Source organism: Anaerococcus vaginimassiliensis, assembly GCF_900626155.1.
GTDB classification, from domain to species: domain Bacteria; phylum Bacillota; class Clostridia; order Tissierellales; family Peptoniphilaceae; genus Anaerococcus; species Anaerococcus vaginimassiliensis.
In genome coordinates, this window is record NZ_LR130844.1 from 702,011 (window position 1) to 726,999 (window position 24,989).

30 protein-coding genes and 1 riboswitch are annotated in these 24,989 nt (G+C 34.2%); of the genes, 27 read left to right on the plus strand and 3 right to left on the minus strand.

Annotation, left to right across the window (positions count from 1 at the left end):
* The first annotated feature begins 47 nt into the window (after positions 1–47).
* The 18 genes from E0D87_RS03615 to E0D87_RS03700 all read left to right on the plus strand — a co-directional run bounded on the left by E0D87_RS03615 (position 48) and on the right by E0D87_RS03700 (position 15,521).
* Positions 48–314, plus strand: a complete 267-nt coding sequence (locus E0D87_RS03615) for an HPr family phosphocarrier protein (RefSeq protein WP_130819382.1) — start codon at positions 48–50, stop codon at positions 312–314.
* 189 nt (positions 315–503) lie between these two features.
* A complete protein-coding gene (gene sufC, locus E0D87_RS03620) occupies positions 504–1,235 on the plus strand; it encodes a Fe-S cluster assembly ATPase SufC (protein ID WP_004834729.1) in 732 nt (243 codons plus the stop codon).
* A gap of 1 nt (position 1,236) precedes the next feature.
* The gene (gene sufB, locus E0D87_RS03625) at positions 1,237–2,649 is read left to right on the plus strand and encodes a Fe-S cluster assembly protein SufB (protein WP_130819383.1); all 1,413 of its coding nucleotides are present in this window, start codon (positions 1,237–1,239) and stop codon (positions 2,647–2,649) included.
* On the plus strand, positions 2,649–3,707 hold the full coding sequence (locus tag E0D87_RS03630) for a SufD family Fe-S cluster assembly protein (protein WP_130819384.1): 1,059 nt from the start codon (positions 2,649–2,651) through the stop codon (positions 3,705–3,707). Before sufB ends, E0D87_RS03630 begins: the two co-directional genes overlap by 1 nt.
* Positions 3,704–4,924, plus strand: coding sequence for a cysteine desulfurase (locus E0D87_RS03635; RefSeq protein ID WP_130819385.1), 1,221 nt, complete (start codon positions 3,704–3,706; stop codon positions 4,922–4,924). The genes E0D87_RS03630 and E0D87_RS03635 overlap by 4 nt, the downstream gene beginning before the upstream one ends.
* Positions 4,924–5,343 carry a Fe-S cluster assembly sulfur transfer protein SufU gene (gene sufU, locus E0D87_RS03640; RefSeq protein WP_004834723.1) on the plus strand — a complete coding sequence of 140 codons (420 nt, stop codon included), beginning with the start codon at positions 4,924–4,926 and terminating at the stop codon, positions 5,341–5,343. Before E0D87_RS03635 ends, sufU begins: the two co-directional genes overlap by 1 nt.
* Before the next feature lies 1 nt (position 5,344).
* Positions 5,345–5,524, plus strand: coding sequence for a hypothetical protein (locus E0D87_RS03645; protein ID WP_130819386.1), 180 nt, complete (start codon positions 5,345–5,347; stop codon positions 5,522–5,524).
* 90 nt (positions 5,525–5,614) lie between these two features.
* A riboswitch (TPP riboswitch) is annotated at positions 5,615–5,715 on the plus strand.
* Positions 5,716–5,871: 156 nt separating this feature from the next.
* Positions 5,872–6,069, plus strand: coding sequence for a sulfur carrier protein ThiS (thiS, locus tag E0D87_RS03650; protein ID WP_130819387.1), 198 nt, complete (start codon positions 5,872–5,874; stop codon positions 6,067–6,069).
* 1 nt (position 6,070) lies between these two features.
* Entirely contained in the window at positions 6,071–6,676 is a 606-nt protein-coding gene (thiF, locus tag E0D87_RS03655; protein WP_130819388.1) for a sulfur carrier protein ThiS adenylyltransferase ThiF, read from the plus strand.
* Positions 6,666–7,436 carry a thiazole synthase gene (locus E0D87_RS03660; RefSeq protein ID WP_130819389.1) on the plus strand — a complete coding sequence of 257 codons (771 nt, stop codon included), beginning with the start codon at positions 6,666–6,668 and terminating at the stop codon, positions 7,434–7,436. The genes thiF and E0D87_RS03660 overlap by 11 nt, the downstream gene beginning before the upstream one ends.
* 1 nt (position 7,437) lies before the next feature.
* Entirely contained in the window at positions 7,438–8,595 is a 1,158-nt protein-coding gene (thiH, locus tag E0D87_RS03665) for a 2-iminoacetate synthase ThiH (protein ID WP_207278257.1), read from the plus strand.
* Positions 8,596–8,603: 8 nt separating this feature from the next.
* Positions 8,604–9,149, plus strand: coding sequence for an energy coupling factor transporter S component ThiW (gene thiW, locus E0D87_RS03670; RefSeq protein ID WP_130819391.1), 546 nt, complete (start codon positions 8,604–8,606; stop codon positions 9,147–9,149).
* Entirely contained in the window at positions 9,118–9,939 is an 822-nt protein-coding gene (gene thiM, locus E0D87_RS03675) for a hydroxyethylthiazole kinase (protein ID WP_130819392.1), read from the plus strand. Before thiW ends, thiM begins: the two co-directional genes overlap by 32 nt.
* Positions 9,936–10,550 (plus strand): thiamine phosphate synthase, encoded by a 615-nt coding sequence (gene thiE / locus E0D87_RS03680; protein WP_130819393.1) that lies wholly within the window; start codon positions 9,936–9,938, stop codon positions 10,548–10,550. The genes thiM and thiE overlap by 4 nt, the downstream gene beginning before the upstream one ends.
* 334 nt (positions 10,551–10,884) lie before the next feature.
* Positions 10,885–11,985: a galactose ABC transporter substrate-binding protein gene (locus tag E0D87_RS03685; RefSeq protein WP_004834732.1), complete on the plus strand. Its 1,101-nt coding sequence runs from the start codon at positions 10,885–10,887 to the stop codon at positions 11,983–11,985.
* Between the two features lie 60 nt (positions 11,986–12,045).
* Positions 12,046–13,542, plus strand: coding sequence for a sugar ABC transporter ATP-binding protein (locus E0D87_RS03690; RefSeq protein ID WP_130819394.1), 1,497 nt, complete (start codon positions 12,046–12,048; stop codon positions 13,540–13,542).
* Positions 13,543–13,549: 7 nt separating this feature from the next.
* Positions 13,550–14,581, plus strand: coding sequence for an ABC transporter permease subunit (locus E0D87_RS03695; RefSeq protein ID WP_130819395.1), 1,032 nt, complete (start codon positions 13,550–13,552; stop codon positions 14,579–14,581).
* 31 nt (positions 14,582–14,612) lie between these two features.
* Positions 14,613–15,521 (plus strand): N-acetylglucosamine kinase, encoded by a 909-nt coding sequence (locus E0D87_RS03700; protein ID WP_130819396.1) that lies wholly within the window; start codon positions 14,613–14,615, stop codon positions 15,519–15,521.
* A gap of 31 nt (positions 15,522–15,552) precedes the next feature.
* Here E0D87_RS03700 and E0D87_RS03705 read toward each other — a convergent pair whose 3' ends face one another.
* From E0D87_RS03705 to E0D87_RS03715, 3 genes are read right to left on the minus strand one after another with little or no spacing between them, the layout of a single operon-like run.
* On the minus strand, positions 15,553–15,801 hold the full coding sequence (locus tag E0D87_RS03705) for a hypothetical protein (protein ID WP_130819397.1): 249 nt from the start codon (positions 15,799–15,801) through the stop codon (positions 15,553–15,555).
* Positions 15,798–16,280: a dihydrofolate reductase gene (locus E0D87_RS03710; RefSeq protein ID WP_130819398.1), complete on the minus strand. Its 483-nt coding sequence runs from the start codon at positions 16,278–16,280 to the stop codon at positions 15,798–15,800. The genes E0D87_RS03705 and E0D87_RS03710 overlap by 4 nt, the downstream gene beginning before the upstream one ends.
* A gap of 9 nt (positions 16,281–16,289) precedes the next feature.
* Positions 16,290–17,093 (minus strand): Cof-type HAD-IIB family hydrolase, encoded by an 804-nt coding sequence (locus E0D87_RS03715; RefSeq protein ID WP_130819399.1) that lies wholly within the window; start codon positions 17,091–17,093, stop codon positions 16,290–16,292.
* Between the two features lie 222 nt (positions 17,094–17,315).
* On the opposite strand from E0D87_RS03715, the gene E0D87_RS03720 reads away from it, so the two are divergent.
* The 9 genes from E0D87_RS03720 to E0D87_RS03760 are packed head-to-tail and all read left to right on the plus strand — an operon-like array spanning position 17,316 to position 24,924.
* Complete coding sequence (locus E0D87_RS03720; protein WP_130819400.1) at positions 17,316–19,205, plus strand: BglG family transcription antiterminator; 1,890 nt, start codon at positions 17,316–17,318, stop codon at positions 19,203–19,205.
* Complete coding sequence (locus E0D87_RS03725) at positions 19,198–19,527, plus strand: PTS lactose/cellobiose transporter subunit IIA (protein ID WP_130819401.1); 330 nt, start codon at positions 19,198–19,200, stop codon at positions 19,525–19,527. The genes E0D87_RS03720 and E0D87_RS03725 overlap by 8 nt, the downstream gene beginning before the upstream one ends.
* Before the next feature lies 1 nt (position 19,528).
* Entirely contained in the window at positions 19,529–19,843 is a 315-nt protein-coding gene (locus E0D87_RS03730; RefSeq protein ID WP_004834721.1) for a PTS cellobiose transporter subunit IIB, read from the plus strand.
* On the plus strand, positions 19,843–20,331 hold the full coding sequence (locus E0D87_RS03735; RefSeq protein WP_130819402.1) for a hypothetical protein: 489 nt from the start codon (positions 19,843–19,845) through the stop codon (positions 20,329–20,331). Before E0D87_RS03730 ends, E0D87_RS03735 begins: the two co-directional genes overlap by 1 nt.
* An 8-nt stretch (positions 20,332–20,339) precedes the next feature.
* Positions 20,340–21,662: a PTS cellobiose transporter subunit IIC gene (gene celB, locus E0D87_RS03740; protein ID WP_130819403.1), complete on the plus strand. Its 1,323-nt coding sequence runs from the start codon at positions 20,340–20,342 to the stop codon at positions 21,660–21,662.
* A gap of 16 nt (positions 21,663–21,678) precedes the next feature.
* Positions 21,679–23,100, plus strand: a complete 1,422-nt coding sequence (locus E0D87_RS03745; protein ID WP_004834672.1) for a 6-phospho-beta-glucosidase — start codon at positions 21,679–21,681, stop codon at positions 23,098–23,100.
* Between the two features lie 21 nt (positions 23,101–23,121).
* Positions 23,122–24,288, plus strand: a complete 1,167-nt coding sequence (locus E0D87_RS03750; RefSeq protein ID WP_130819404.1) for a MupG family TIM beta-alpha barrel fold protein — start codon at positions 23,122–23,124, stop codon at positions 24,286–24,288.
* A gap of 55 nt (positions 24,289–24,343) precedes the next feature.
* Positions 24,344–24,646 carry a histidine phosphatase family protein gene (locus E0D87_RS03755; protein ID WP_130819405.1) on the plus strand — a complete coding sequence of 101 codons (303 nt, stop codon included), beginning with the start codon at positions 24,344–24,346 and terminating at the stop codon, positions 24,644–24,646.
* Positions 24,586–24,924: a histidine phosphatase family protein gene (locus E0D87_RS03760; RefSeq protein WP_130819406.1), complete on the plus strand. Its 339-nt coding sequence runs from the start codon at positions 24,586–24,588 to the stop codon at positions 24,922–24,924. The genes E0D87_RS03755 and E0D87_RS03760 overlap by 61 nt, the downstream gene beginning before the upstream one ends.
* Positions 24,925–24,989: the final 65 nt, after the last annotated feature.

Here is a 24,989-nt window from a genome sequence, read left to right on the forward strand (position 1 = left end):
AATAAAAACTAGTAATATAATAATAGATTATAGAAAAGGAGGTACCTATGTACGAACAAAAAGTAACACTTTCTAATGAAATAGGTTTACATGCTAGACCAGCATCTATCTTTATCAGACAAGCCGTTAAGTTCCCATGTGATATTACAGTTGTTAAAGCTGGTAGAAGCTACAATGCTAAATCTATCATGTCAGTTCTTAGCATGAGTGCTTCTAAAGGCGATGAGATAGTGATTAAAGCTGATGGCGATGGCGAAGAAGATGCAGTCAATTCACTCATTGATTTAGTTGAGAACAAATTAGGAGATTATTAAATAATTGAATAATTTTTACATAAAACGATCTAAGAATTTAGCTCGTTTTTTTGTGGTCAATTTTAGACTTAGATATGTTTAAAAGTATTACAAAATAGGGTAAATTGATATGAGGGAAGTTTGATAATCCCTAGCAAAAGAGTATACTTTAAATAGATTTTTAAAATAATTTACGAAAAAGAGGTAGCTATGACTAATTTATTAAAGATAGAAGATCTTCACGTTTCCGTTGGAGATAAGAAGATTTTAGATGGTATAGATTTAGAAGTAAATAAGGGTGAAGTTCACGTAGTTATGGGATCAAATGGATCTGGTAAGTCCACCCTAATGAATACTATTATGGCAAATCCTGTCTATGAAGTTACAGATGGAAAGATCTTCTTTGAAGGAGAAGATATTACAGATGAATCAGTAGACAAGAGAGCTAGACGTGGTATATTTATGAGTTTCCAACATCCAGACGAAATCCCTGGAGTTAAGCTAAATGATTTTCTAAGAATATCTAAAGAGCAAAAAGATGGCAAGAAACCATCTATCCTTGCTTTTAACAAAGAGCTTGGCAAAGAAATGGCTGATCTTAAGCTTTCAGAAGACTATGCAAATAGATATGTCAATGTTGGTTTTTCTGGTGGTGAGAGAAAGAAATCAGAAATCCTTCAAATGAAGATGCTAAATCCAAAACTTGCCCTCCTAGATGAGACAGACTCAGGTCTTGACGTAGATGCGGTAAGGATTGTAAGCAAGGGAATAAAGGACTTCTTAACAGAGGATAATGCAGTAATTATCATTACTCACCATAGAGAACTTTTGGCAAATATTAAGGCAGATTATGTTCACATCCTAAAAGATGGAAAAATCCAAGAAACTGGTGATGATAGCCTAATGGATAAGATCGAAGAAGAAGGATACGAGTGGGTGTAATATGAAAGAAATTAATATTGAAGATCAACTAAAGGAGCTAGATCGAGGATACTACGACTTCTTTAATGAATTTGAATATGCAGATATAACCGATAAGGGTATAAATGCAGATATTGTTAATGAGATTTCTGATAAGAAAAATGAGCCTGATTGGATGAGAAGAAGGAGACTAAAATCTCTTGCTTTGTATGAAAAGATAGACAATCCTTCATGGGGACCAGATTTATCTGAGCTTGATATGAATGATATTACAACTTATGTTAAGCCAAAATCAGACAAGAAATCTAACTGGGAAGCTCTACCAGAAGATATAAGAGATACCTTTGATAGACTTGGAATCCCTCAAGCAGAACAAGAATCTCTTGCAGGTGTAGGTGCTCAATACGATAGTGAGGAAGTTTATCATTCTATACAAAAACACCTATCTGATCAAGGGGTTATCTTTATGGATTTCTCTACTGCTGTTAGAGAGCATGAAGATATAGTAAAGGCATATTTCCAAAAGGCAATCCCTCCAACACTTCACAAGTATGCAGCCCTTCACGGAGCAGTTTGGTCAGGCGGATCTTTAATCTATGTTCCAGAAGGAGTTGAGGTTGATATTCCGCTTCAATCATATTATAGGCTAAATGCTCCAGGAGCGGGTCAGTTTGAACACACTATGATTATTGCAGAAGATAATGCCAAGGTTCACTTTATAGAAGGTTGCTCTGCACCAAGATATAACGTAGTTAACCTTCACGCAGGTTCTGTAGAGATTTTCGTAGGGAAAAATGCTGAGGTAAGATTTTCTACAATAGAAAACTGGTCAAGAAATATGTACAACCTAAACACCAAAAGAGCCATCGTTCAAGAAGGTGGAAAGGTAATTTGGGTATCAGGTTCTTTCGGATCTAAGGTGTCTATGCTTTACCCAACAAGTGTTCTTGTAGGAGAAGGTGCTAGTGCAGAATACACTGGTATAACATTTGCATCAAACGGTCAATATATAGACAATGGTTGTTCTATGATTCACCTTGCCCCAAATACTTACTCAACAGCCTTGACAAAATCAATCACAGCTGGATCTGGTAAGAGCATGACAAGATCTCTTGTTCAAATGAAGAAAAAATCAGCTGGATCAAGATCAACAGTAGATTGCGAAAACCTAATGATTTCAGAAGAATCTCAATCAGATACAATCCCTGTTCTAGATATTAGAAATGATGATGTAGACTGCGGTCACGAGGCAAAAATCGGTTCAATCGACCAAGGTCAAATCTTCTATCTAATGAGTAGGGGTATTCCTGAAGAAGAAGCAAAATCTATGATTGTAAGAGGATTTGCTGAGCCTATATCTAGAGAACTTCCACTAGAATATGCTGTAGAGATGAATCACCTAATCGATATGGAACTAGAAGGAGCAAACGGCTGATGGCAAGAATTAACGAAATGAGAATGCCTACTTGGGCTACTCTTGGTTTAAATTACCTAAAAGAGGAAAAAGTTGGCATAGAAAATATAGAAAAGAAACCTTATTTCAAAGAAAAGGCTGCGACAGGTATAAAAGAAGTAGAAGAAACTTTCAAAGGATACAAGATCGGAGTTTCAGATATTTCAAATAAGGAAAATAAAGATTACCTTAACTTTGGTCTAGACTTTGAAATCGACGGCAAGAAAGAAACTGAGTTTATTAACTTAGAACTAAATAAAGAAAATAATACCCTAGTATCAAATATAGATATCAATAGCAAGAAATCTAGCGAGTCTTCTTTCCTTGTAAGTATCTTTGATGACGGATCAGATAACATCTACCTAAACTCAAGGATTAATGCAAGACTTGAAGAAGACAGCTTTGTAAAACTTGTTGTAGTAACAAACTTAAATGAAAAAGCAATTAATATCAACTCAATAGCAACCTATCTTAACGATAGGGCAATCCTTGATGTAACTTACATCGAAGTAGGTGCTGGAAAATCTCTAGTAAATATTACCAATATACTAAAGGGAGAAGAATCTCAAGTAATAGAAAATGGTGTTTACTTTAAATCTGGTGATGATTTCCTTGACCTATTAGCTACAAACGAACACTTTGGCAACGACACAGATTCATCTTGTATGTTTAACGGTGCCCTAAAAGATAGGGCAGAAAAGAACTTCAAGGGAATAGTTGACCTAAGAAGAGGATGCAGCAAGGCTGATGGCAAGATTGGAGATTACTCAATGATGCTATCAGATGAAGTGATCAACAAATCTGCTCCAGTTCTTCTTAATGAGGAAAAAGAAGTATCAGGTAATCACGCAGCAAGTGTTGGAAGACTTAACAAAGAAATGCTATTTTATATAATGAGTAGAGGTTTTAGCAAAAAACAAGCTGAGGCAATGATGCTTGAGGCAAACTTCGCACCTGCTCTTGATAAAATAGAAGATGAAAACCTAAGAGCTTCTATCAAAGAAAAAGTTCACCACATGAACACAAGGATAGATTTATGAATGTAGAAGAAATAAGAGCTGATTTTCCTTACCTAAATAGCGAAAAGGTAGGCAAGGAAGTCATCTATTTAGATACAGGCGCTACAAGTCAAAAGCCAGAATATGTTATAGATAAAGTAGCAGATTATTATAGGTATTCAAACGCCAATCCTCATAGAGGAGCCCACTTTCTAAGTTGGAAGGCAACAGAAGCCTACGAACAAACGAGAGAAGTTGTAAGAAAGTTTATAAATGCTAATAAAGCGAGTGAGATTGTATTTACAAGATCAACAACAGAGGCAATAAACCTTCTAGCTTACTCATATGGATTAAACAATCTAAATGAAGGCGACGAAATTTTAATTAGTATCCTTGACCACCATGCTAACCTCGTTCCATGGCAAATGGTAGCCAAAAAAACTGGAGCAAAATTAGTATATGCTTACCTAAATGATGATTATAGCTTAGACTATGATGACTTAAAAAGTAAGATTAACGAAAATACTAAGATAGTATCAATCACAGGCGCAAGCAATGTAACAGGTGAGCTAATAGATTCAAAACTAATCACCAAGTGGGCCCATGAAGTTGGAGCAATATCTATAGTCGATGGAGCTCAGCTTATCCCACATGTAAAAACTGATGTTTCTGATATAGATTGTGATTTCTTAGCTTTTTCAGGTCATAAGATGTTCTCACCTATGGGGATAGGAGTTTTGTATGGTAAATACGAGCTTTTAAAAGACCTTGAACCTTTTAACCTTGGTGGAGATATGATAGAATATGTTTATGAGCAAGAATCAACCTACCAAGAACCAGCCCTAAGATTTGAAGCTGGAACTCCAAATGTCGGAGGAGTGATAGGATTAAAGGCTGCTATAGAATATATAGAAAAAATAGGCATGGATGAAATATTTACCTATGAACATGAACTAACTAAATACGCTTATGATTTGATAAAAGATATACCAAATATCAAAATCTTTTATCCAGAAAATGGAAGAGCAGGATCTGTAATATCTTTTACCTTTACAGATATCCATCCTCACGATATAGCGACGATATTAGATAGCAAGGGAATCGCTGTAAGAAGTGGTCACCACTGTGCTATGCCACTTCACCAATACCTAGGTGTATCAGCAACAGCTAGAGCATCATTTTCTATCTACAATACAAAAAAAGAGGCTGAGATTTTTGCCGAAGAATTGAAAAATGTGAGAAAGGTGATGGGCTTATAATGAATATGGAAGAAATATACAGTCAAATAATATTAGATCATTCAAGAAATCAAGCCAACAAACACGACCTAGCTGATGCAGACATCAAAGAGCCAGGCCACAATCCATCTTGCGGAGATGAAATAGTTCTTCAACTAAAGATGGATGGAGATATAATAAAAGAGGCAGCTTTTACAGGAGATGGCTGTGCCATAAGCCAAGCTGCAACTAGCGTTATGTGTGATATCATAGTTGGAAAAACTAAAGAAGAAGCGAAAAAACTTGCTGATATCTATGTTAGAATGATCAAAAGAGAAGAAGTAACAGATGAGGAGTTGGAATTATTGGAAGATGCAGTAGCCTTCAAGAATATCCAAAACATGCCTCAAAGGGTAAAATGTGCACTTCTATCTTGGAAAACACTAGATCAAACTATTTAATATGGATAAGAAAAATTTCGATAGGCTAGAATTTATAACAAGCTTAGTAACTGCAATCTTGCTTTTTGTTTTAACTTTCCTTCAGTTTAAAAAACAGAGAACTTTTGCTTGGCTTATCCTACTAGCAGCTATAATGATGGCTGCAAATGCCTATACAAAATACAAAAAATATAAAGATTAATGACTTAGCCCCTAGAATCTAGGGGTTTTATTTGTTTAGACAGATTGATACCTAAGTATAATTGAAAAATATCATGAATTGTTTTATAATATAAGCAGCTAGGGGTGCAATTTAGCTGAGAGATGGAATTTCCATTAACCCTTTAAACTTGTTAGGTTAAAACCTGCGTAAGAAAGCTATGATTAAGTGAAAGTTTAAAGACCCCTAGATGGGGTCTTATTTTTATGCTTGAAAGGCAATAGATAAACCCTATAATTTAATAAACTTGTGATGATATTGGCACTGAAGGGGCATACCACCTCGGGTATGGTTGTCCTTTTTGTGCCTTTTTTTGAGGGGGTGAATAAATGCTTACTATAAATGATAAGAAGGTAGAGTTTGTAGAAAATGAAACTTTGAGAGATTTTCTTATAAGAAATAATTTTGACCCGGATTTTTTAGCTTGTGAAGTTGACGAAAAACTTGTAAAGAAAATAGACTTTGAAAAGTTTATTGTAGAAGATGGATCAAAAGTTGAAGTGTTTTCCTTTGTAGGAGGGGGTTGATTTGAGAGATAAAATTCTTAAAAGACAAGATTCATATGTAAATGAAATCTTAAAGGACGCCTCTGTATCCATCCTAGGTTGCGGAGGTCTTGGATCAAATATCGCCATGAGTCTTGCAAGGTGCGGAGTTGGAACTATCTATCTGTATGATTTTGACAAGGTAGAATATTCTAATCTAAATAGGCAAAATTACGATCAGGATGATTTGGGAAAGAGTAAAGTACTTCAAACTAAAAAGAAAATTCATGAAACTATTCCTTACACCAAGATTTACGCTAATGAAGTTTATGTTTCTTTGGATAACCTAGATGAAATAAGTGAAAAGACAGACATTTTCATAGAAGCTTTTGATAAAAAGGAGATGAAAAGCCTAGTTTTTGACTATTTTTTAGGGAAAAAAGACAAGAAATTAATTATAGGCTCAGGTCTTTCTGGTCTTGGAGATTTGGAAGATATAAAAATTAAAAAAATAGACAATGTGACTATGATTGGAGATTTTACATCGAGTCCAGAATCTGGCTTGTACCTACCTTATGTAGGGGTTATTGCAAGTCTTGAGGCACTTTATGCTGTAAAAATAATAAAAGGAGAATATGATGGAAAATAAGGATTATTTGATACTTGGAGATAAGAAATTTGAATCAAGATTCATACTTGGTTCGGGTAAATACTCACCAGAACTAATTGATGCTGCCATAAAATCAGCAGGATCTCAAATGATTACAGTGGCTCTAAGGAGGGCGAACACCAAAGATGTGGCAAACATTTTAAACTATATACCAAAAGATGTAACTATTATCCCAAACACATCTGGAGCAAGAAATGCTGATGAAGCCATAAGAATAGCAAGACTAGCTAGAGAAATGGGCTGTGGCAATTTTGTTAAAATTGAGATCATGAGAGATAGCAAATATCTTCTCCCAGATAATCACGAAACTTTAAAGGCAACTGAAGTTTTAGCAAAAGAAGGCTTTGTAGTCCTACCTTATATGTATCCAGATTTAAATTATGCAAGAGACTTAAGAGATGCGGGAGCTGCTGCGATTATGCCTCTAGCAAGTCCTATCGGATCTAACAAGGGTCTAGCTACCAAAGACTTCATCAAAATTATAATAAATGAAATAGATCTTCCTGTAATAGTTGATGCAGGAATTGGAGTTCCAAGTCAAGCAGCCGAGGCAATGGAAATGGGAGCAGCTGCTATTATGGCGAATACAGGAATAGCAAGTGCTAGCGATATAAATATAATGGCAAGAGCCTTTAAGCTAGGAATAGAAGGAGGAAGACTAGCCTACCTTGCAAAGCCAGGTAGAGTTTTAGAATCAGGAGCAGATCCATCTTCTCCATTGAGGGATTTCTTTGACTGATATGAATATTAAAAGTGTAAATGATTATTTTCCAGAAATGGATATAATCGACTCAGATATAAAAGATAAGGTTAAGAATTCTTTCGAAGAAGTTAAGGAAATTGAGGTAAGCAGAGCGGATGTTATCAGCAGTCTAAAGGCATCTGATCTAAATGAGAGAGACCTTTACAATCTTTTAAGTGATACTGGCTTAGAATATTTAGAAGACATGGCAAGAGTCGCAAAGGATAAGAGGATAAGATATTTTGGTAATAATGTGTGCCTGTTTTCTCCAATTTATATAGCAAATTACTGTGAAAACTCCTGCAGGTATTGTGGCTTTAGAGCTAAAAGTGATATTAAAAGAGCAAAATTAACATACGATGAAATTGAAGAAGAAATGAAGGCTCTTGCTAAAACAGGCATAGAAGATGTTTTGATCCTAACAGGAGAATCTAAAAAATTTTCTTCTGTTGAATATATAGCAGAGGCTTGTAGGATTGCCAAGAAATATTTTAAGGTGATAGGTATAGAAGTTTACCCTGCTAATGTTTCTGATTATGAGATATTAAGAGAAGCTGGGGCTGATTTTGTGACAGTTTTCCAAGAATCTTACAATCCAGAAGTTTACGATTATTACCATCCTTATGGGCACAAGAGAAGTTTTCCTTATAGGTTTGACACCCAAGAAAGAGCGTTAAAGGCAGGTTTTAGAGGAGTTGGATTTGGAACGCTTTTTGGACTTGGAGATCCAATCGAAGAGGCCTTCAAGCTTGCTATGCACGCAAAAGAAATTCAGAAAAAATATCCCCACGCAGAAATTGCTATCTCTCTACCGAGGATTAGACCAACTCATGGAGCAGATGATAGTCTAAATTTTAATCTAGTAGATGATAAGAAGTTCTTCCAGATAATGCTTGCCATAAGGATATTTTTGCCATTTGCATCTATTACTCTTTCCACTAGAGAATCTAAGGACTTTAGAAATCTAGCTGTTCAATATGCAGCAACTAAGATATCTGCATCAGTCGATACTTCTATAGGCCACAGGTCTAAGAAAAGTACAGATGAGGGCGACGAGCAATTTGAGATTGATGATTCACGTTCTACTAACGAAACTTGTGATGATTTAAAAGAAGTTGGCATGACTCCTGTATTTACAGATTACATCGACCTATAGGAGAGAATATGGAGAATAAGAAAAAAATACTGATACTTGTTACATTATCGATGTTTGTGGCAATCGGAGTTGTGATTTCACCTATCCTAAGATTTGAAGGATTCGCTCCGACAGCTCACTTTGTAAATGTAGTTTGCTCTGTGTTTCTAGGTCCTTGGTATAGTTTAGCCAATGCAATTATCACAGCTGCAATAAGAATGACCCTCATGGGCATACCTCCACTTGCTATAACGGGTCAAGTTTTTGGAGCTTTTCTCTCAGGTTTTCTGTATAGAAAAAGCAAGGGGTCAATACTCGCATGTGTAATAGGAGAGGTAGTAGGTACTGGTATCATAGGATCTATAGCATCTTATCCTGTAATGAAACTTTTGTGGGGAAAGGGAGATATCACTTGGTATTTTTACTTGCCAAGTTTTCTAATAGCGACTCTAATAGGTGGAACTGTTGCCTTTATCTTTCTAAAGACCTTGCAAAAATCAAAAGTTTTATATAAAATACAAGAAAACTTGGGAGTAAATGTCTATGAAAAATCTAAAGCAAATCCTAAAAGCTAGAGAAAAATTAAGAGAAGAAAGTCCGCTTATCCATGCCATAACAAACCCTATAGCCATAAATATGCTTGCAAATTCTATTCTTTTTTTGGGGGCAAAGGCAATATGTGCAGCCCACCCAGAAGAAGTAAGTGAGATAACAAGTATATCATCATCTCTCAGTGTAAACCTAGGAAATATAACTAGTGAGAGAATGAAAGCCATAGAACTTGCCGCATCTACTGCCAACAAGAAAGCTATACCGCTTGCCATAGATATGGTTGGGGTAGGATCTTCCACTTTGCGTTATAATTTCGCAAAGAAACTCTTGGATACCAATAGCTTTGATTTGATCAAAGGAAACTCCTCAGAAATAAGGGCCCTTGCCTTGGGTAAATCTCAAGCAAAGGGTATAGATGTAGGAGAAGCTGACAAAATAGAAAAAGAAAATATAGGAAAAATTGCCGAAGAAGCGAGAGATTTAGCTAAAAAATATAAGTCTACAATCCTAATTACAGGAAAAACTGACCTAATTGTAGGCTCTGACTCATATATAATAGTAGATAATGGAGTAGAAAACCTAAGCAAAATCACAGGAACAGGATGTATGCTAACAGGTATTATATCAAGCTTTATGGCAGTTGAAGATCCTGTATCAGCAAGTGTTTTAGGACTTCTCATATTAGAAATTGCCGCAGAGATTTCTGATACAGATAGGCTATATACTTTTTTTGTGAATCTTATGGATGGGGTTGCAACGATCAAAGATGAGGATATTATAAAAGCGGCAAAAGTAAAGGAGATTATATTTTGAAAAAACTTTACCTAGTGACAAACTCTGATAAGCATAGTGAAGAAGAATTTCTCCAAAGGGTAGAAAGTGCTCTAAAAGGAGGAGTCGATATACTACAACTAAGAGAGAAAGGAAAAACAGATATCGAAATACTGGAGCTTGGGAAAAAAGTAAAAAAACTTTGCGATTCATATAATGTTCCTATGTTAATAGATGACAAGGCTCACCTAGCGTGGGCACTTGGGGTTGGGCTTCATCTGGGGGCGGACGATATGCCAGTAGCATTAGCTAGAAAACTTCTAGGTGATAAGGCTATAATTGGAGCAACCGCCAAATCTGTAGACGCAGCGACCCTTGCTCAAAATGAAGGCGCAAATTACTTGGGAGTAGGTGCGATATTTGAAACTAAAACCCATGTCAAGACCAAAATAACTAGTGTAGAAACCCTAAAGGAAATAAAGAAAAGTGTGGGTATAGATGTATACGCTATTGGTGGATTAAATATAGACAATGTCGATGTCCTTGAGAACTCCCATGTAGATGGAATCTGCGTTGTTAGGGCTATAATGGATAGTGATGATGTAGAAAATGACACGAGGAAGTTAAAAGAAAGAATAAATAAAATTTTATAAAAAACGAAAACTAAGGATTTTGAAAGTTTTATGAGAAATTATATTTGGCTTTAACTTAGGCATTTGAATACTTTTCCTAATTTAAAGAATATAGTTGATAAAATTTTGAAATCCTTATTTATTTAGGAAAACATTATTATTTACAAATATACATTATTCGAATCTTATGATTTGAATGTTTGTTTTTGTAAGAAAAAGTTGACAAAATTTCTTTTATAGGTTATATTTGGAGTAGAATAGCAGGGGAATATATATCTACCCTTGCCTAGAACGATTTGCACAATAATCATAAATATAAGGAAATCGTTTGTTACAATATTCAAGGGAGGAAGTTATGAATATTAAAAAAATTACAGGACTTGCACTAGTTATGGCACTTTCTTTAGGCCTTACATCTTGTGGTGGCAACAACAATGCTGATAACGGCAAAGAAGAAACAAAAACAGAAGATCAAGCTAATGCAACAGAAGGAAAAGAAGAATCTAAAGATGAGAAAAAATCTGATGGCAAAGCAAAGAAAATAGCAGTTCTTCTTTACAATGGATCTGATACTTACATAGCATCAGTACGTCAACAACTAGAAAAAATTGACGAAGAAGATGATTCTATCGAACTAGTATTCCAAGATGGTCAAAACAACCAAGGAACCCAAACAGACCAACTAAACAATATCATAGCTCAAGGTGTAGATGGCATATTTATGAATATAGTTGATATATCTGCAGCTCCAACTGCTATGTCTACTATAAAAGCTAGTGGTATTCCAACAACTTTCTTCAACAGAGATATGACAGAATCTATGACAGAAGAAGATTTGAAAGATTTCTTGTTTATAGGAACAGACGCTCCAGAAGCAGGAAAGATGCAAGGGGAAATCCTAAAAGACCTTTGGGAAAAAGGTGACATGGATAGAAATGGTAACGGAGTTTTGGACTATGTAATGCTTAATGGTGGACTTGATAACCCAGAAGCTCAAGCTAGAACAGAATTTTCTGTTAAGACTCTAGAAGAAAATGGAGTTAAAGTAAATGAAGTTGCTTTCCAAGATGCAAAATGGGATACAGACAAGGCAAAAACAGCTATGGATACTTGGCTACAAACAAACCAAGACGATATAGATGCAGTTATAGCTAACAACGATGGAATGGCAATAGGTGCTATTTCAGCTCTTCAAGCTGTAGGTATGAATACAGGTTCATCAAAAGATAACATGGTTGTAGTTGGTGTTGATGCGACAGATCTTGCAGTTGCAGAAATTGACAAAGGAACTATGGCAGGAACAGTTAAACAAGATGCTGAAGGAATGGCTAAAGCTTTAGTAGACACAATGAAAAACAGACTAGAAAAGGAAGATTTCATTGAAGGAACTGAATACAAACTAGGTGAAGATAAAAAATCAATTAGAATTGATTATCAAATTTACACAGGTAAATAATAAAAAAACCCAGCCTATATAAGTCACTTATATAGGCTGTAATACTATAAAGAGGAAGTTATGAGCAATTTATTAGAAATGAGAGGGATTACCAAAACTTTTCCTGGAGTTAAGGCTTTAGATAAGGTCGATTTTACCCTAAAAAAAGGAACGGTTCACGCTTTGATGGGCGAAAATGGTGCAGGCAAGTCTACTCTTATGAAGTGCTTGTTTGGAATTTATACTCCTGATAGTGGTGATATTTACATAGATGGAGAAAAAGTTTCTTATAAAGGAACAAAAGATGCCTTGGATAGTGGAGTGGCAATGGTTCACCAAGAGCTTAACCAAGTATCTATGAGATCAGTTGCAGAAAATATCATGCTTGGTAGGTTTCCTGTTAAACATGGGCTAGTTGACTCAAGGAAAATGTATAAAGAAACCAAGGATCTTTTTGATAGATTAGGTCTTGATTTTGATCCAAAAAAAATAATAGGCAAGTACTCAGTTGCAGAAAGACAGCTTATAGAAATTGCCAAGGCAGTATCATACGATGCCAAAATCTTAGTTTTAGATGAGCCTACAAGCTCGCTTACCGAAAATGAAGTAGATAAATTATTTGAGATTATAAATAAACTAAGAGATGAAGGTGTTGGTATTATCTACATATCTCATAAGATGGAAGAGATTTTATCTATATCTGATTATGTTACTGTAATGCGTGATGGCCAGTTTATAGCAGAAAATAAAGCGAGTGATTTGACCAAAGATGAGATTATAAGACTCATGGTTGGTAGAAAGCTTGACGCAACGACTTTTAATGCGGACAAATACGTAAGAGATGAGATTTTACTTGAAGTTAAAAACTTGACTGGAAAATATAAGCCATCGGCAAATGACGTAAGCTTTACCCTAAGAAAAGGTGAAGTCCTAGGACTTGCAGGTCTTGTTGGTTCAAGAAGAACAGAGCTTGTCGAAACTATCTTTGGAATTAGACAAAAACAAAGTGGACAAATAATCCTTCACGGAAAAGAGATTGAAAACAAAAGCCCAAAAGATGCCATTAAAAATGGGTTTGCCTTAGTAACCGAGGAAAGAAGAGCAACAGGAATCTATCCTTACGCAGACATTAGATTTAACTCTACTATAGCAAATATCAAAGCCTACGCCAAAAATGGTGTCGTAAACGACAAGGCTCTTAGAGAAAATACCGATAGAGTTATAGAATCTATGAAGGTTAAAACACCTAGTCAACATACTAAAATAATGAATCTATCAGGTGGTAACCAACAAAAGGTCATCATTGGTAGATGGCTATTGACTGACCCAGAGGTCTTGCTCTTAGATGAACCTACTAGAGGAATAGACGTAGGTGCAAAATACGAGATTTACAAACTAATAGAAGAGCTAGCAAGTGCAGGAAAATCTGTAATATTCATATCATCCGAAATGGCAGAGCTACAAATGATCTGCAATAGAATTATGGTAATGAGTAATGGCAAGCTTGCTGGAATAGAAGATAACGACGAAAACTTGACTCAAGAAAAAATCATGGCCTTACAGGCTAAATATGTATAGGTGAATTATGGAAAACACAAATAAGAAGCAATTCAATTTTAAGGAATTCATATTAAACAATGCTCTGATAATTATAATTGCAGCCCTTATTGTGGGAATAATTATAGTTGATCCGACTTTTATAACAAATCCAAGAAATATAATTAACATTTTGTCTCAAACAGCTACGAGACTTTTCATAGCCCTAGGAACTGGAGGATTATTAATCCTTGCTGGAACTGACCTTTCAGCTGGTAGAATTGTTGGTTTTACTGCAGCGATAGCAGGTGCTCTTCTTCAATCACCAGACTTTGCTCAAAAATTCTTCCCTAATATTCAAAAACCATCAATACTTGCAGGTCTATTTGCGGCTGTTGCAATAGGAGCGCTATGTGGAGCTTTCAATGGTTTTGGTGTAGCTTACCTAAAGCTTCACGCTTTTATTGCGTCACTTGGTGTACAACTTGCTATATTTGGTATCCTCCAATTATTTATAGCAGCGAACCCTTACGGTCCACAACCAATTGGTGGTTTCGATGAGAAATATGCCAATTTGGTAAGAGGTGGGTTTACTATTCCAGGAACTGAACTTCAATTTCCATATCTTATAATTTATGCTGCGATAGCATCAGTTGTGATGTGGTTTATTTGGAATAAAACAGTCTTAGGAAAGAACATGTTTGCTGTCGGTGGAAACCCAGAAGCAGCAGAAGTATCAGGTATAAATGTAACTAGAACAATAATGATAGTTTTCATCATTTCTGGTATCATGTACGGTCTATCAGGTTTCTTAGAAGGGCCTAGACTTGGTTCTGTAACTACAACTACAGGAGAGGCCTACGACCTTGACGCTATCGAAGCTTGTCTAATAGGTGGAGTATCATTTTCTGGTGGTATAGGAACAATACCTGGTATAGTTTTAGGATCAATTATCCTACAAGTAATAAACTACGGACTCTTATACATAGGACTTAACTCTTATGTACAAATAATAATAAAAGGACTTCTAATAATCTTAACAGTTGCCCTAGATACAAGAAAGAGAATAGTTAAAAAATAAGTAAACGATAGGTTAGGTTAAGGAGAAAATGATGAGAGATATTTACCTTGGAGTAGATGGAGGTGGAACAAAAACGGCCTTTCTCTTGGATGTAGAAGGAGAAAGGTATGAGTCCAAACAAATAACCATCCATCCCAAACAAATAAGTAAACAACAGTTTTTTGAAATAATGAAACTAGGTGTGGGAGAAGTATGTGAGGAAGCTTCAATAAAACCAGAAGAGATTTCCTATACTTTTGTCGCAGCACCAGGTTACGGCCAATATCCAGATACAGAGGCCTATATTGACCAAGGAATAAGAGAAGCTATCGGATCAGACAGGTTTACTGTAGCTAATGATTGTGTAAATGGTTGGGCAGGAAGCTTAAATGCTAAACCAGGTATAAATCTAGTATTAGGAACAGGACAAATCGGATATGGAGTTGATGAAAAAGGAAACTCAATGAGATCTGGCGGTTGGGGCCCTCTCTTAGGAGATGAAGCAAGTGGATATTATATAGGACTTAAGATTTTAAACCATTTTACAAAAATGAGTGATGGAAGAGCTACTAAAACTGTCCTATATGACCTTATCAGGGAAAGATTAAACCTCGATAATGATATGGAAATCATAGACCTTGCTGAGAATATGAAAAGGGATGAAATAGCAGACCTATCAAAAGTATTTACCAAAGGACTTGAAGAAAAAGATAGCTATTGTGAAAGTCTCCTAGAAGAAATTGCATATGAGTCAGATCTAGTAATTGATTCTATCATAAAAGGTTTAGATTTTGATAATGAAGTAAAAGTATCATACTCAGGTGGAGTATTTAACTTAGGTGATAAGTTGATAAGTAAAATTGAAGAAAAATCGAAAAATCAAATAAAAATACTAGAGCCTTACACAAATCCTTCAGAAGGTGCATTGATACTTGCTAAAATGAACAAGGACCTCCAATAATCGGAGGTCCCTTTTTATGTTTTAAATTAAATTATAAAAAATCTACTTCACTCTCATTGATAACCTTAGAAGGAACACCGACCCTACCAGCCTTCCTAGCCTCTTCGTAACCTTCTAGCCTATCTCTAAAATACAAAAATCTCTTTAGGTTTGCCATATTTTCTGTAATATTGTAAAAAGAAATTCCCTCATATTTCTCAGGATTTTTTGTCCTATCTGCCATGATTAATGTACAATCTGGGCACTTATCACTTACAAAAATTTCGATTTTTTCACTCATTTAACCCTCCTATATGTCACATATTCAAAAGATACCCCATCTTCGGTGAAAATATCAGATTTCTCATAGACTTTCCAACTATGATCATCGTCAAAATTATGAAGGAAGGTATCAGCCTCTTTTTCACCATCAATTTTGGTTATTATAGCCTCATCACAATAGGGAAGAAACATCTCTACAATTTTTTCTCCTCCAATAACAAAAGCTTCTTTGTCACTATATTTAACATAAGAAAGGACATCTTTTGGATTAGAAAAAACCAAACCATCATCAATCTTAAAATCCTTATTTCTAGATAAAACCAAGTTTTCCCTAGAAGAAAGACCGCCACCCATAGACTCGTAAGTTTTTCTTCCCATTATGCAAATGTTATTTATAGTAGTATCTTTAAAATGCTTGAGGTCGGATTTAATATGATAAAGCATCTCCCCATCCTTACCAATCCCCCAATTTTTATCAACAGCTAGAATAATTTTCATACCTTCTCCTTACAAAACAAATTTCTCTAAATAATAAGCTATACCGTCTTCTTCGTTTGTTAGGGTTATGAAATCTGATATTTCTTTAATTCCTTCTACTGCATTTCCCATAGCAACACCAACTCCTGCCATTTCTATCATTGATTTATCGTTCATTTCATCTCCGAAGGCTATAATATTTTCATAAGGGATACTATAGATATCTGCTATTTCATAGAGACTTTTACCTTTGCTTACGCCTTTTGGCATTATTTCATAATACCAAGGGGTTGACCTTACTTGATGGGTTATGTCTTTGTATTTTTCGTAGATTATCCTTGATGGTTCTTCTATTCTATTAGGGTTTTGTGATAGCAATATATTGTTGGGTTCAAAGTCTATATCGTCAATTAGATTTTCTCTTAGGACTATTTCTTGATTAGTTTGATCTGCGGTCTCTTTTAGCCAATAGGTGTCCATACTATTTGTATATATTTTTCCATCGTAGTAAATCATTATATCTATGTCAATATTTCTTATAAAATCTAGAAATTCTCTCATAAAGTCAAGACTTAGGGTGTGATTTGCTATGATTTTTCTGGATTTAAAGTCAGTTATCCTACCTCCATTAAAGTTTGATAGGAAACCTCCATATTTTTGAAAATCTAATTCTTCTGCTAGAAATGTAGTTCCGCTATAGTCTCTTCCACTTGCTATCACAAGTTTATGACCAGCTTCTCTTATTTTTTTTAAAACTTCTTTATTTTTATCGCTTATTCTTTTATCATCTGTTAAAAGTGTACCATCTATGTCAACGGCTATTAGTTTTTCCATAATATTCCTTTCTATTGTAAGTCGTCTTTATTTTATTATAAGATAAATATATATAAACTCCACACAAAGATTTCCTTGTATTAATTTTACTTCTTTACTAGAAGGCATATAAAGCTTTAAATTATGACGAAAACTCCTAACAAAGCAAATTCAATTAAAAGGGAAAATGTTTGTGTTGAGGTTTTTTGTGGATTTTATATAATTTAATTGAAAGGTGGAAAGATGATAGAAACTAGAACAAAAGAGATTTTTGATTTTTTGACAAGTGATTATAAGTTTCATAGTTCAGAGGAAATTGGGAATCATCTTGAATTAAGTTCTAAAACTGTTCAAAAAGAAATACTTATTCTTAATTCCTATATTAGGGGGAAGGGGGCGATTGTAGAATCTGAGCCTGGAAAAGGATATCAGTTTATAATCAATGATAAGAAAAAATTTAAAAATTTCTTAAAGCATGATTGGTTTAGATATGCTTATTTCCATCAAGAAAATCCAAGTAAAGATTTCAGGATAGAAAACATATTAAAATTGCTTTTATTTTCTAATTCATATATCAAACAACAAGAGCTTGCAGATATGTTTTATGTTTCCTTGTCTTTGATAAATAAGGATATAAAGAAAGTAAGAAAGCTATTAAAAGATTATAATATCGAGCTTATAAGTAAACCATACTATGGGATGAAAATTAAAGGGAATGAGAAGGATATAAGGCTTGCTATTAGAAATGAAATCGGAGAGGATCCTTCGATATTTGGAGGAGATAACAAAGAATATTTATTTAAACAAATCCAAGCTATAATTAATGATATTGACTTCCCGGATTCATTTTACATGCCTTATGCAAATTTCAAGAATTTGGTCATCCATATTTATATATCTATACTAAGAATAAAAGAAGGAAAATATATAAATCTACCTGAAGATCTTTCTAAAAGAGCCATATCCAGAGATGAGTTTGATATTGCAAATAAAGTTGTTGACGAACTTAGCAGAAAGCTTTATATAGAATTTCCCAAGGATGAGATTTTGTATTTGACAATGCATCTTATAAGCAAAAACGCAGTTACTAATTATGAAAAGGTATCTCAAGAAATATCCGAGCTTGCCCAGTTAATGATTGATGAGATATACAAAGTAACCAAGTATGATTTTAGATCTAATATAGACTTATTCTTTGCCCTTTCCTTACACATTGGTCCTCTTATTGAAAGACTACGATATGGGCTAACTATGAAAAATCCGATACTTGAAGATATCAAGAAAAATCAAATAGCCTTTATGTTAGCAACCATTGCTACAAATCCAATAAGTAAGATTTATAAAAAGAAGGTTTCAGATGATGAGATCGGATATATTGCCCTACACATAGCAAGTGCTATGGAGAGAAACTTTTTAGAAAAAAGAGATATCTTGGTAGTTTGCGGATCAGGTAATGCATCAGCTCAAATAATGAAAACACAAATAGAAAGAAGATATAAGGAAGAGATCAACAGCATAACTCTAACAGATGTTAGCAAACTAGACCTTTATAATTTAGATAAATTTGATTTCATAGTATCTTCCATAGAAATAAAGGGAAAAACTCGAACACCTATTGTCTATGTAGATGTTATATTTAAACAAAAAGATTTTGACTTGATTGAAGATGCTATAAATATTGATGGTATGGCTGAAATCAATAATATATTCATCAACTCTATATTTGTTAGAGATATTGATATAAAAGATAGGAGCGAAGCTTTAGACAAATTGTCGGAAATTGCATCTGAAAAAACAAATCTTTCAAAAGATGAGATAAGAGATCAATACGAAAAAAGAGAGAAGATGGCATTTACCGCTTATGGAAAAGTTGCAATCCCTCATATTCTCGAACAAGTCGAAGTAGAAAGCTTTGCAATTATTCTAATACCCCAAAAAGCTATCAAATGGAATGATAAAGATGTAAATATTATATATTCACTATTTGTAAAAAAAGATATAGGAGATATGAATGCCTACTATGAAAAGCTTGGAGATTATCTAAATAATGATGAACTCATTTACGAGTCAATCAAGTCCAATAACAAAATCGAATTTATGAATATATTTTTAGGAGGAAAGAATAATGAATGATGAAAAATTGTATGAGTTAGCCTTTCAAATCATAGTTCACGCTGGCGAATCGAGAAGCTTATCTAGTGAAGCTATGGATGCCGCAGAAAACTTTGACTTTGACAAGGCAGAAGATCTATTAAAAAAGGCAAACGACGAGTTTCTAGAATGTCACCAAGTTCAAACAGATCTTTTAACCAAAGAAGCTAACGGTGAAAAATCTGATATAAATATCATCTTAGTCCACTCACAAGACCACCTTACAATGGCAACAATGGCAATGGACAATGCCAAAAGATGGATCACATTAAACAAAAAATTACAAAAAATGGAGGAGAAATAATATGAAAAATGTAATGTTGATATGTAACGCAGGAATGAGTTCTTCAGTAATGGCAAAAAAGACTACTAAGTTTTTACAAGAAAAGGGTGAAGATATACAAGTAGACGCAACAACAGTGGCATCTGCTGACAAAGTATTTACATCAGATAAATATGATTTGATACTAGTTAGTCCACAAATAAGAATGAAATTTGATGAATTTAGCAAAAAAGCAGAAAAAAATAACAAGAAACTAGCTCAAGTTCCATTCAATGCTTACGCACCAATACCATCAGGTGTAGAAGCTATGGCAAAAATTGTTCTAGAAAACATCTAATGGCTAAAATAAACGATAAGATAGAGAAAAGTTTTAAGATACGAAGGTACACCCTTCTTAGATATCTAAACGCCTTACTTTTCTTTATGTGTTTACACTGGAGTATAGGATTATTTGTCTATGAAAAATATCTACAATTACTTATCCCAGTAATCATTATGGTTTTAATCCTTGTTACAGTAAAAGACCAATATGCGTCATTTACTGATAAGAAAGTAGATATTAGCAGATCTAAAAAAATATACTTTATTATCGTAATCGGACTTTTGCTAGTGGCCTTTGTATCTATTAGTAATTATAAAATATTTTTCCCATATCTTGGGCAAAGAATGTATTTTTATATCATTTATTTTCTAATGATTGTTATAGCGGTTAGTTTATATATAAAATCCAAGAAGATATATGAAAATACTGATTCGACATATAAAAAGTATATAGAAGTATTAGATAAAGATTATAGTAAAATCAAAAATTTAAAAAGAAAGTGAAGGAAATTATGTTTGAATTTTTAGAGAAATATTTGATGGGGCCTTTGACTAAACTATCTCAATATAAATTAGTTAGAGCTATCCAATCTGCAGGTATGGCATCCATATCTTTTGTAACAATTGGTTCCCTATTTTTAGTATTAAACGTTTTGCCTATGGTTATTCCGGGGCTAGAAGGCTTTTATGCAAGCACTTTTGATAAAGTTACTCCTTTATACATGTTAGCAAATGTTGCTACTATGGGAGTAATCGCCCTATACTTCTTGTTGGTTATAGGTTTTGAATATACTAGATTTATAGCAGAGGAAGAAGATTTAGATTTAAGTCCTATCACAGGAATGCTTTTATCATTATTTGGATTCTTTATGCTAGTTCCTCAACTAGTAAAAGGACCTGAAGGTATATCTAAAGTAAATGATGCAGAAGCAGGAATAATAAATGGTTGGGCTATAGGAGATGCTCCAGCTAGATTTGGAGCTACAGGGATATTCACAGCAATCATAGTTTGTTTTGTAACTGTAAATATTTATAAGTTCTTTATAAAAAGAGATATCAGAATAAAAATGCCAGATTCTGTTCCAGAAGGTGTTGCCAACTCATTTTCTGCCTTGATACCAGTTATAGTAATTTCAATTATATTTATAGTGGTAAATGGAATACTCGTATCACTTGGAACTGATATATTTGGATTAGTTGCTATACCATTTGGTTTTGTTGCTAACCTAACAGGATCATGGATAGGAATGATTATAATTATACTTTTCATCCAAGCTTTATGGCTAGTTGGTATTCACGGTGCAACTATAATAGGCTCAATACTTACCCCTATTTATTTATATAATATGGAGTTAAATGGCTCAGGATCTCATATACCTCTAGCTGGAGAGTTCATGAATGCCTTTTCATATAATGGTGGATCCGGTGCTACACTTGGTTTAGTTATAATGATGGCTTTTCTTGCTAAATCTCAACAATTAAAGTTATTAGGTAGAGCTTCAATAGTACCTGGAATCTTCCAAATAAATGAACCAATCATATTTGGCTTACCTATGGTTTACAACCCAAACTTTGCAGTTCCATTTTTAGTATCACCAATGGTATCAGGAAGTATTGCTTATTTTGCTATCTCATCAGGTTTAGTAAGACCTGTAATTGCTCAACAACCTTGGCCAACACCTGTAGGAATAAATGGATTTATAGCAACAGGTGGAGATTGGAAAGGTTTAGTTCTATCACTAGTATGTGCTATTGTTAATGCTTTGATTTATTATCCTTTCTTTAAAAAACGTGATAACGAACTTTATAAAGAAGAATTAGAATCTGAACAATAAATTAATAGGAGGAGAAATGACATTTAGAGAAAATTTCTTATGGGGAGGAGCGACTGCTGCAAACCAATGCGAAGGAGCTTATGATGTAGATGGAAGAGGTCTTGCAAATGTAGATTTGTGTCCAGTAGGAGCTGATAGAGAGGCTATTATAACTGGTCAAAAGAAGATGTTTGACTTTGATGAAGACCACTTTTATCCAGCAAAACATTCTATAGATATGTATCATTCTTACAAAGAAGATATAGCTTTGTTTGCTGAAATGGGCTTTAAGGTTTACAGATTTTCTATAGCTTGGACTAGAATTTTCCCAAATGGAGATGACGAAAAGCCAAATGAAAAGGGACTTGAGTTTTACGATAACCTTATAGATGAATGTCTAAAACATGACATAGAACCTCTTATTACTATAACTCACTTTGACTTCCCAATGCATCTTGTAGAAGAATATGGCGGTTGGAGAAATAGAAAAGTAGTTGACTTTTATAAAAACCTAGTTACTGCTATATTTACTAGATTTAAAGGTAAAGTTAAATATTATCTAACCTTTAATGAAATCAATGTTATCTTGGCAGCTTCATTTATGGGCGCAGGTTTATATTTCGAAGAGGGTGAAGATGTTGAAAAAACAAGAGCTCAAGCTATACATCATGAACTAGTTGCAAGTGCTTATGCAACAAAAATAGCTCACGAAATTGATCCAGAAGTAAAGATAGGTTGCATGCTTGCTGCAGGAACCTATTACCCACAAACTTGTAAGCCAGAAGATGTATTTGCTGCTCAACAAGCTAATAGAGAAAATTATTTCTTTGTAGATGTTCAATCAAGAGGTTACTACCCACAATATAAATTAAACGAGTACGAAAGAAAAGGCATAATGCCAGAAATGTGCGAAGAAGATGAAAAAATACTTAGAGAAAACACAGTAGATTTCATTTCTTTCTCATATTATACAACTAGAACTATATCCCACGATGCTCAAGAGTTTGATTCTGCAAATCTTGTTAGAACAGTTGATAATAAATATTTAGAAAAAACAGAATGGGGTTGGCAAATAGATCCGCTTGGATTTAGGACAACTATAAACGAAATTTATGATAGGTATCAAAAGCCACTATTTGTAGTTGAAAATGGTCTAGGAGCCAAAGATAATCCGGATGAAAATGGTTATGTGGAAGATGATTACAGAATTGATTATCTAAGAGATCATATAAAGGCTATGAAAGATGCCGTAGAAATAGATGGAGCAGATATCTTAGGATACACAACTTGGGGACCAATAGATCTAGTTTCAGCTGGTACAGGCGAGATGAGTAAACGTTACGGATTTATATATGTAGATCGTGACGATTATGGAAATGGTAGTCTAAAGAGAAGCAAGAAGAAATCATTTGATTGGTATAAGAAAGTTATAGCATCAAATGGAGAAGATTTAGACTAGTTAAATCTTAAAGGAGATTAAATGAAACATACTTTAGGTATTTCAGTATATCCAGATATTAGTTCATTAGAAGATATAAAAAAATATATAGAACTTTCATCTAAGTACGGATTCAAAAAGATTTTCTCATCTATGTTTTCTGTAGAAGGCAGCAAGGAAGAAGTACTAGATTATTTTGAAGAATTGATAGATTTCTCCCATAAACACGGAATGATCGTGGATTTGGATGTAAATCCAGACCTTTTTAAAAGGCTAGATGCGAGTATAGATGATTTATCAGTTTTTTCTGAAATTGGTGTCGACATACTTAGAATGGACCAAAGTTTTGGTAAAGACAAAGACTTTGAGCTCATGAACAATAAATATGGAATAGATATTGAATTTAATTCTAATATCAAGGTTGTTGATGGACTAGTTAAAGCTGGCACAAACCCAGAAGATATCCTTGTTTGTTACAACTTCTATCCTCAAAGATATACAGGATTTGGTTGGGATGTATTTAGGGAAATGTCAGCTGAGTTAAAAAGCTATGGTGATGTCAATATTGGAGCTTTTGTTAGCTCAAATAATTCCAACACTCATGGAGTTTGGGACTCAAAAGATGGGCTACCAACAGTAGAAAGGCTTAGGTATTTGCCTATAGATACTCAAGCGAGAATTTTACTTGCCACAGGTCTAATCAATGACATTATCATTGGTAATGCCTACGCTAGTGAAGATGAGTTAAAAAGCTTAAAAGAAGTTTATGATAATCATTCATTTGATATTTGTAATGAGGGATTAAAAGAAAGTATCGAAAGTGGAACTTTTACTGTGAATTCATCACAAATAATCCAGCTAAAACCTGAGATTTACGAGAAGGTAAGCGATGTAGAAAAGGATATACTCTATAACTTCGCACCTCACATTTCGATTGAGAGAAATAATGAATTTATCTGGAGATCGAGGATGTCTAGAATAGAAGATGAAAGAGCTATTGAACCTAGAACTTCAGATAAAAAATACTTTGACCGAGGAGATGTTTTGATAGTTAATGACAACTACAGACACTATGCTGGTGAAGTTGAAATAGCCTTAGGAAAAGTTGAAAATGATGGAGAAAGAAACTTAGTAGCTAGAATAAAGGAAGATGAGCTAATGATGCTCGATCTGATTGATTCTGGTATTTTAGTTAAGTTTATTAAATAAGTAATCTGCCTGCGGGATATAAATATGTATACCGCAGGCTTTTTTAGGAGATACTATGAGAAAATTATACTTAGTTCGTCACGGACAAACTTTATTTAACCTAAGAGGAAAGACTCAAGGTTGGTGCGATTCTCCTCTTACAGAACTGGGCATCAAACAAGCTGAGATTACAAGATCATTTTTCACAGATAATAATATCAAGATAGAAGAACTTTACTCTTCAACATCTGAAAGAGCGATAGATACTGCAAATATTATATCAGATCTAGAAGTTAAACCTAGAAAAGGACTTAAGGAATGGAATTTTGGAAAGATGGAAGGGACCTTCAAAAGGTACCAAGACATGAGGGGCAAATAACCCATGAAGATTTTTTTGTTCCTTTCGGTGGAGAATCAGATAGACAAGCAGGCGATAGATTTTCATCTGAGATAGACAATATTTTACAAAATACAGATGCTAAGAATATTTTATGCGTGGCTCATGGTGGAGTTTTGTGGCTATATTACCTTAGAAAAGTTGAAAATAGAAATCCAGAAGATAGCAAGTATTTTGGCAATTGTTGTGTTTTAGAGTTCGACATTGATGATAATAACAAAGTTACCTTTGCTAATATTTATAATCCAACAGTTGATTAAAAAGTTTCTATTAATAACAAAAACAGAGCGTAGACAAAATCCAAAAACGCTTACTAAGCTACAGA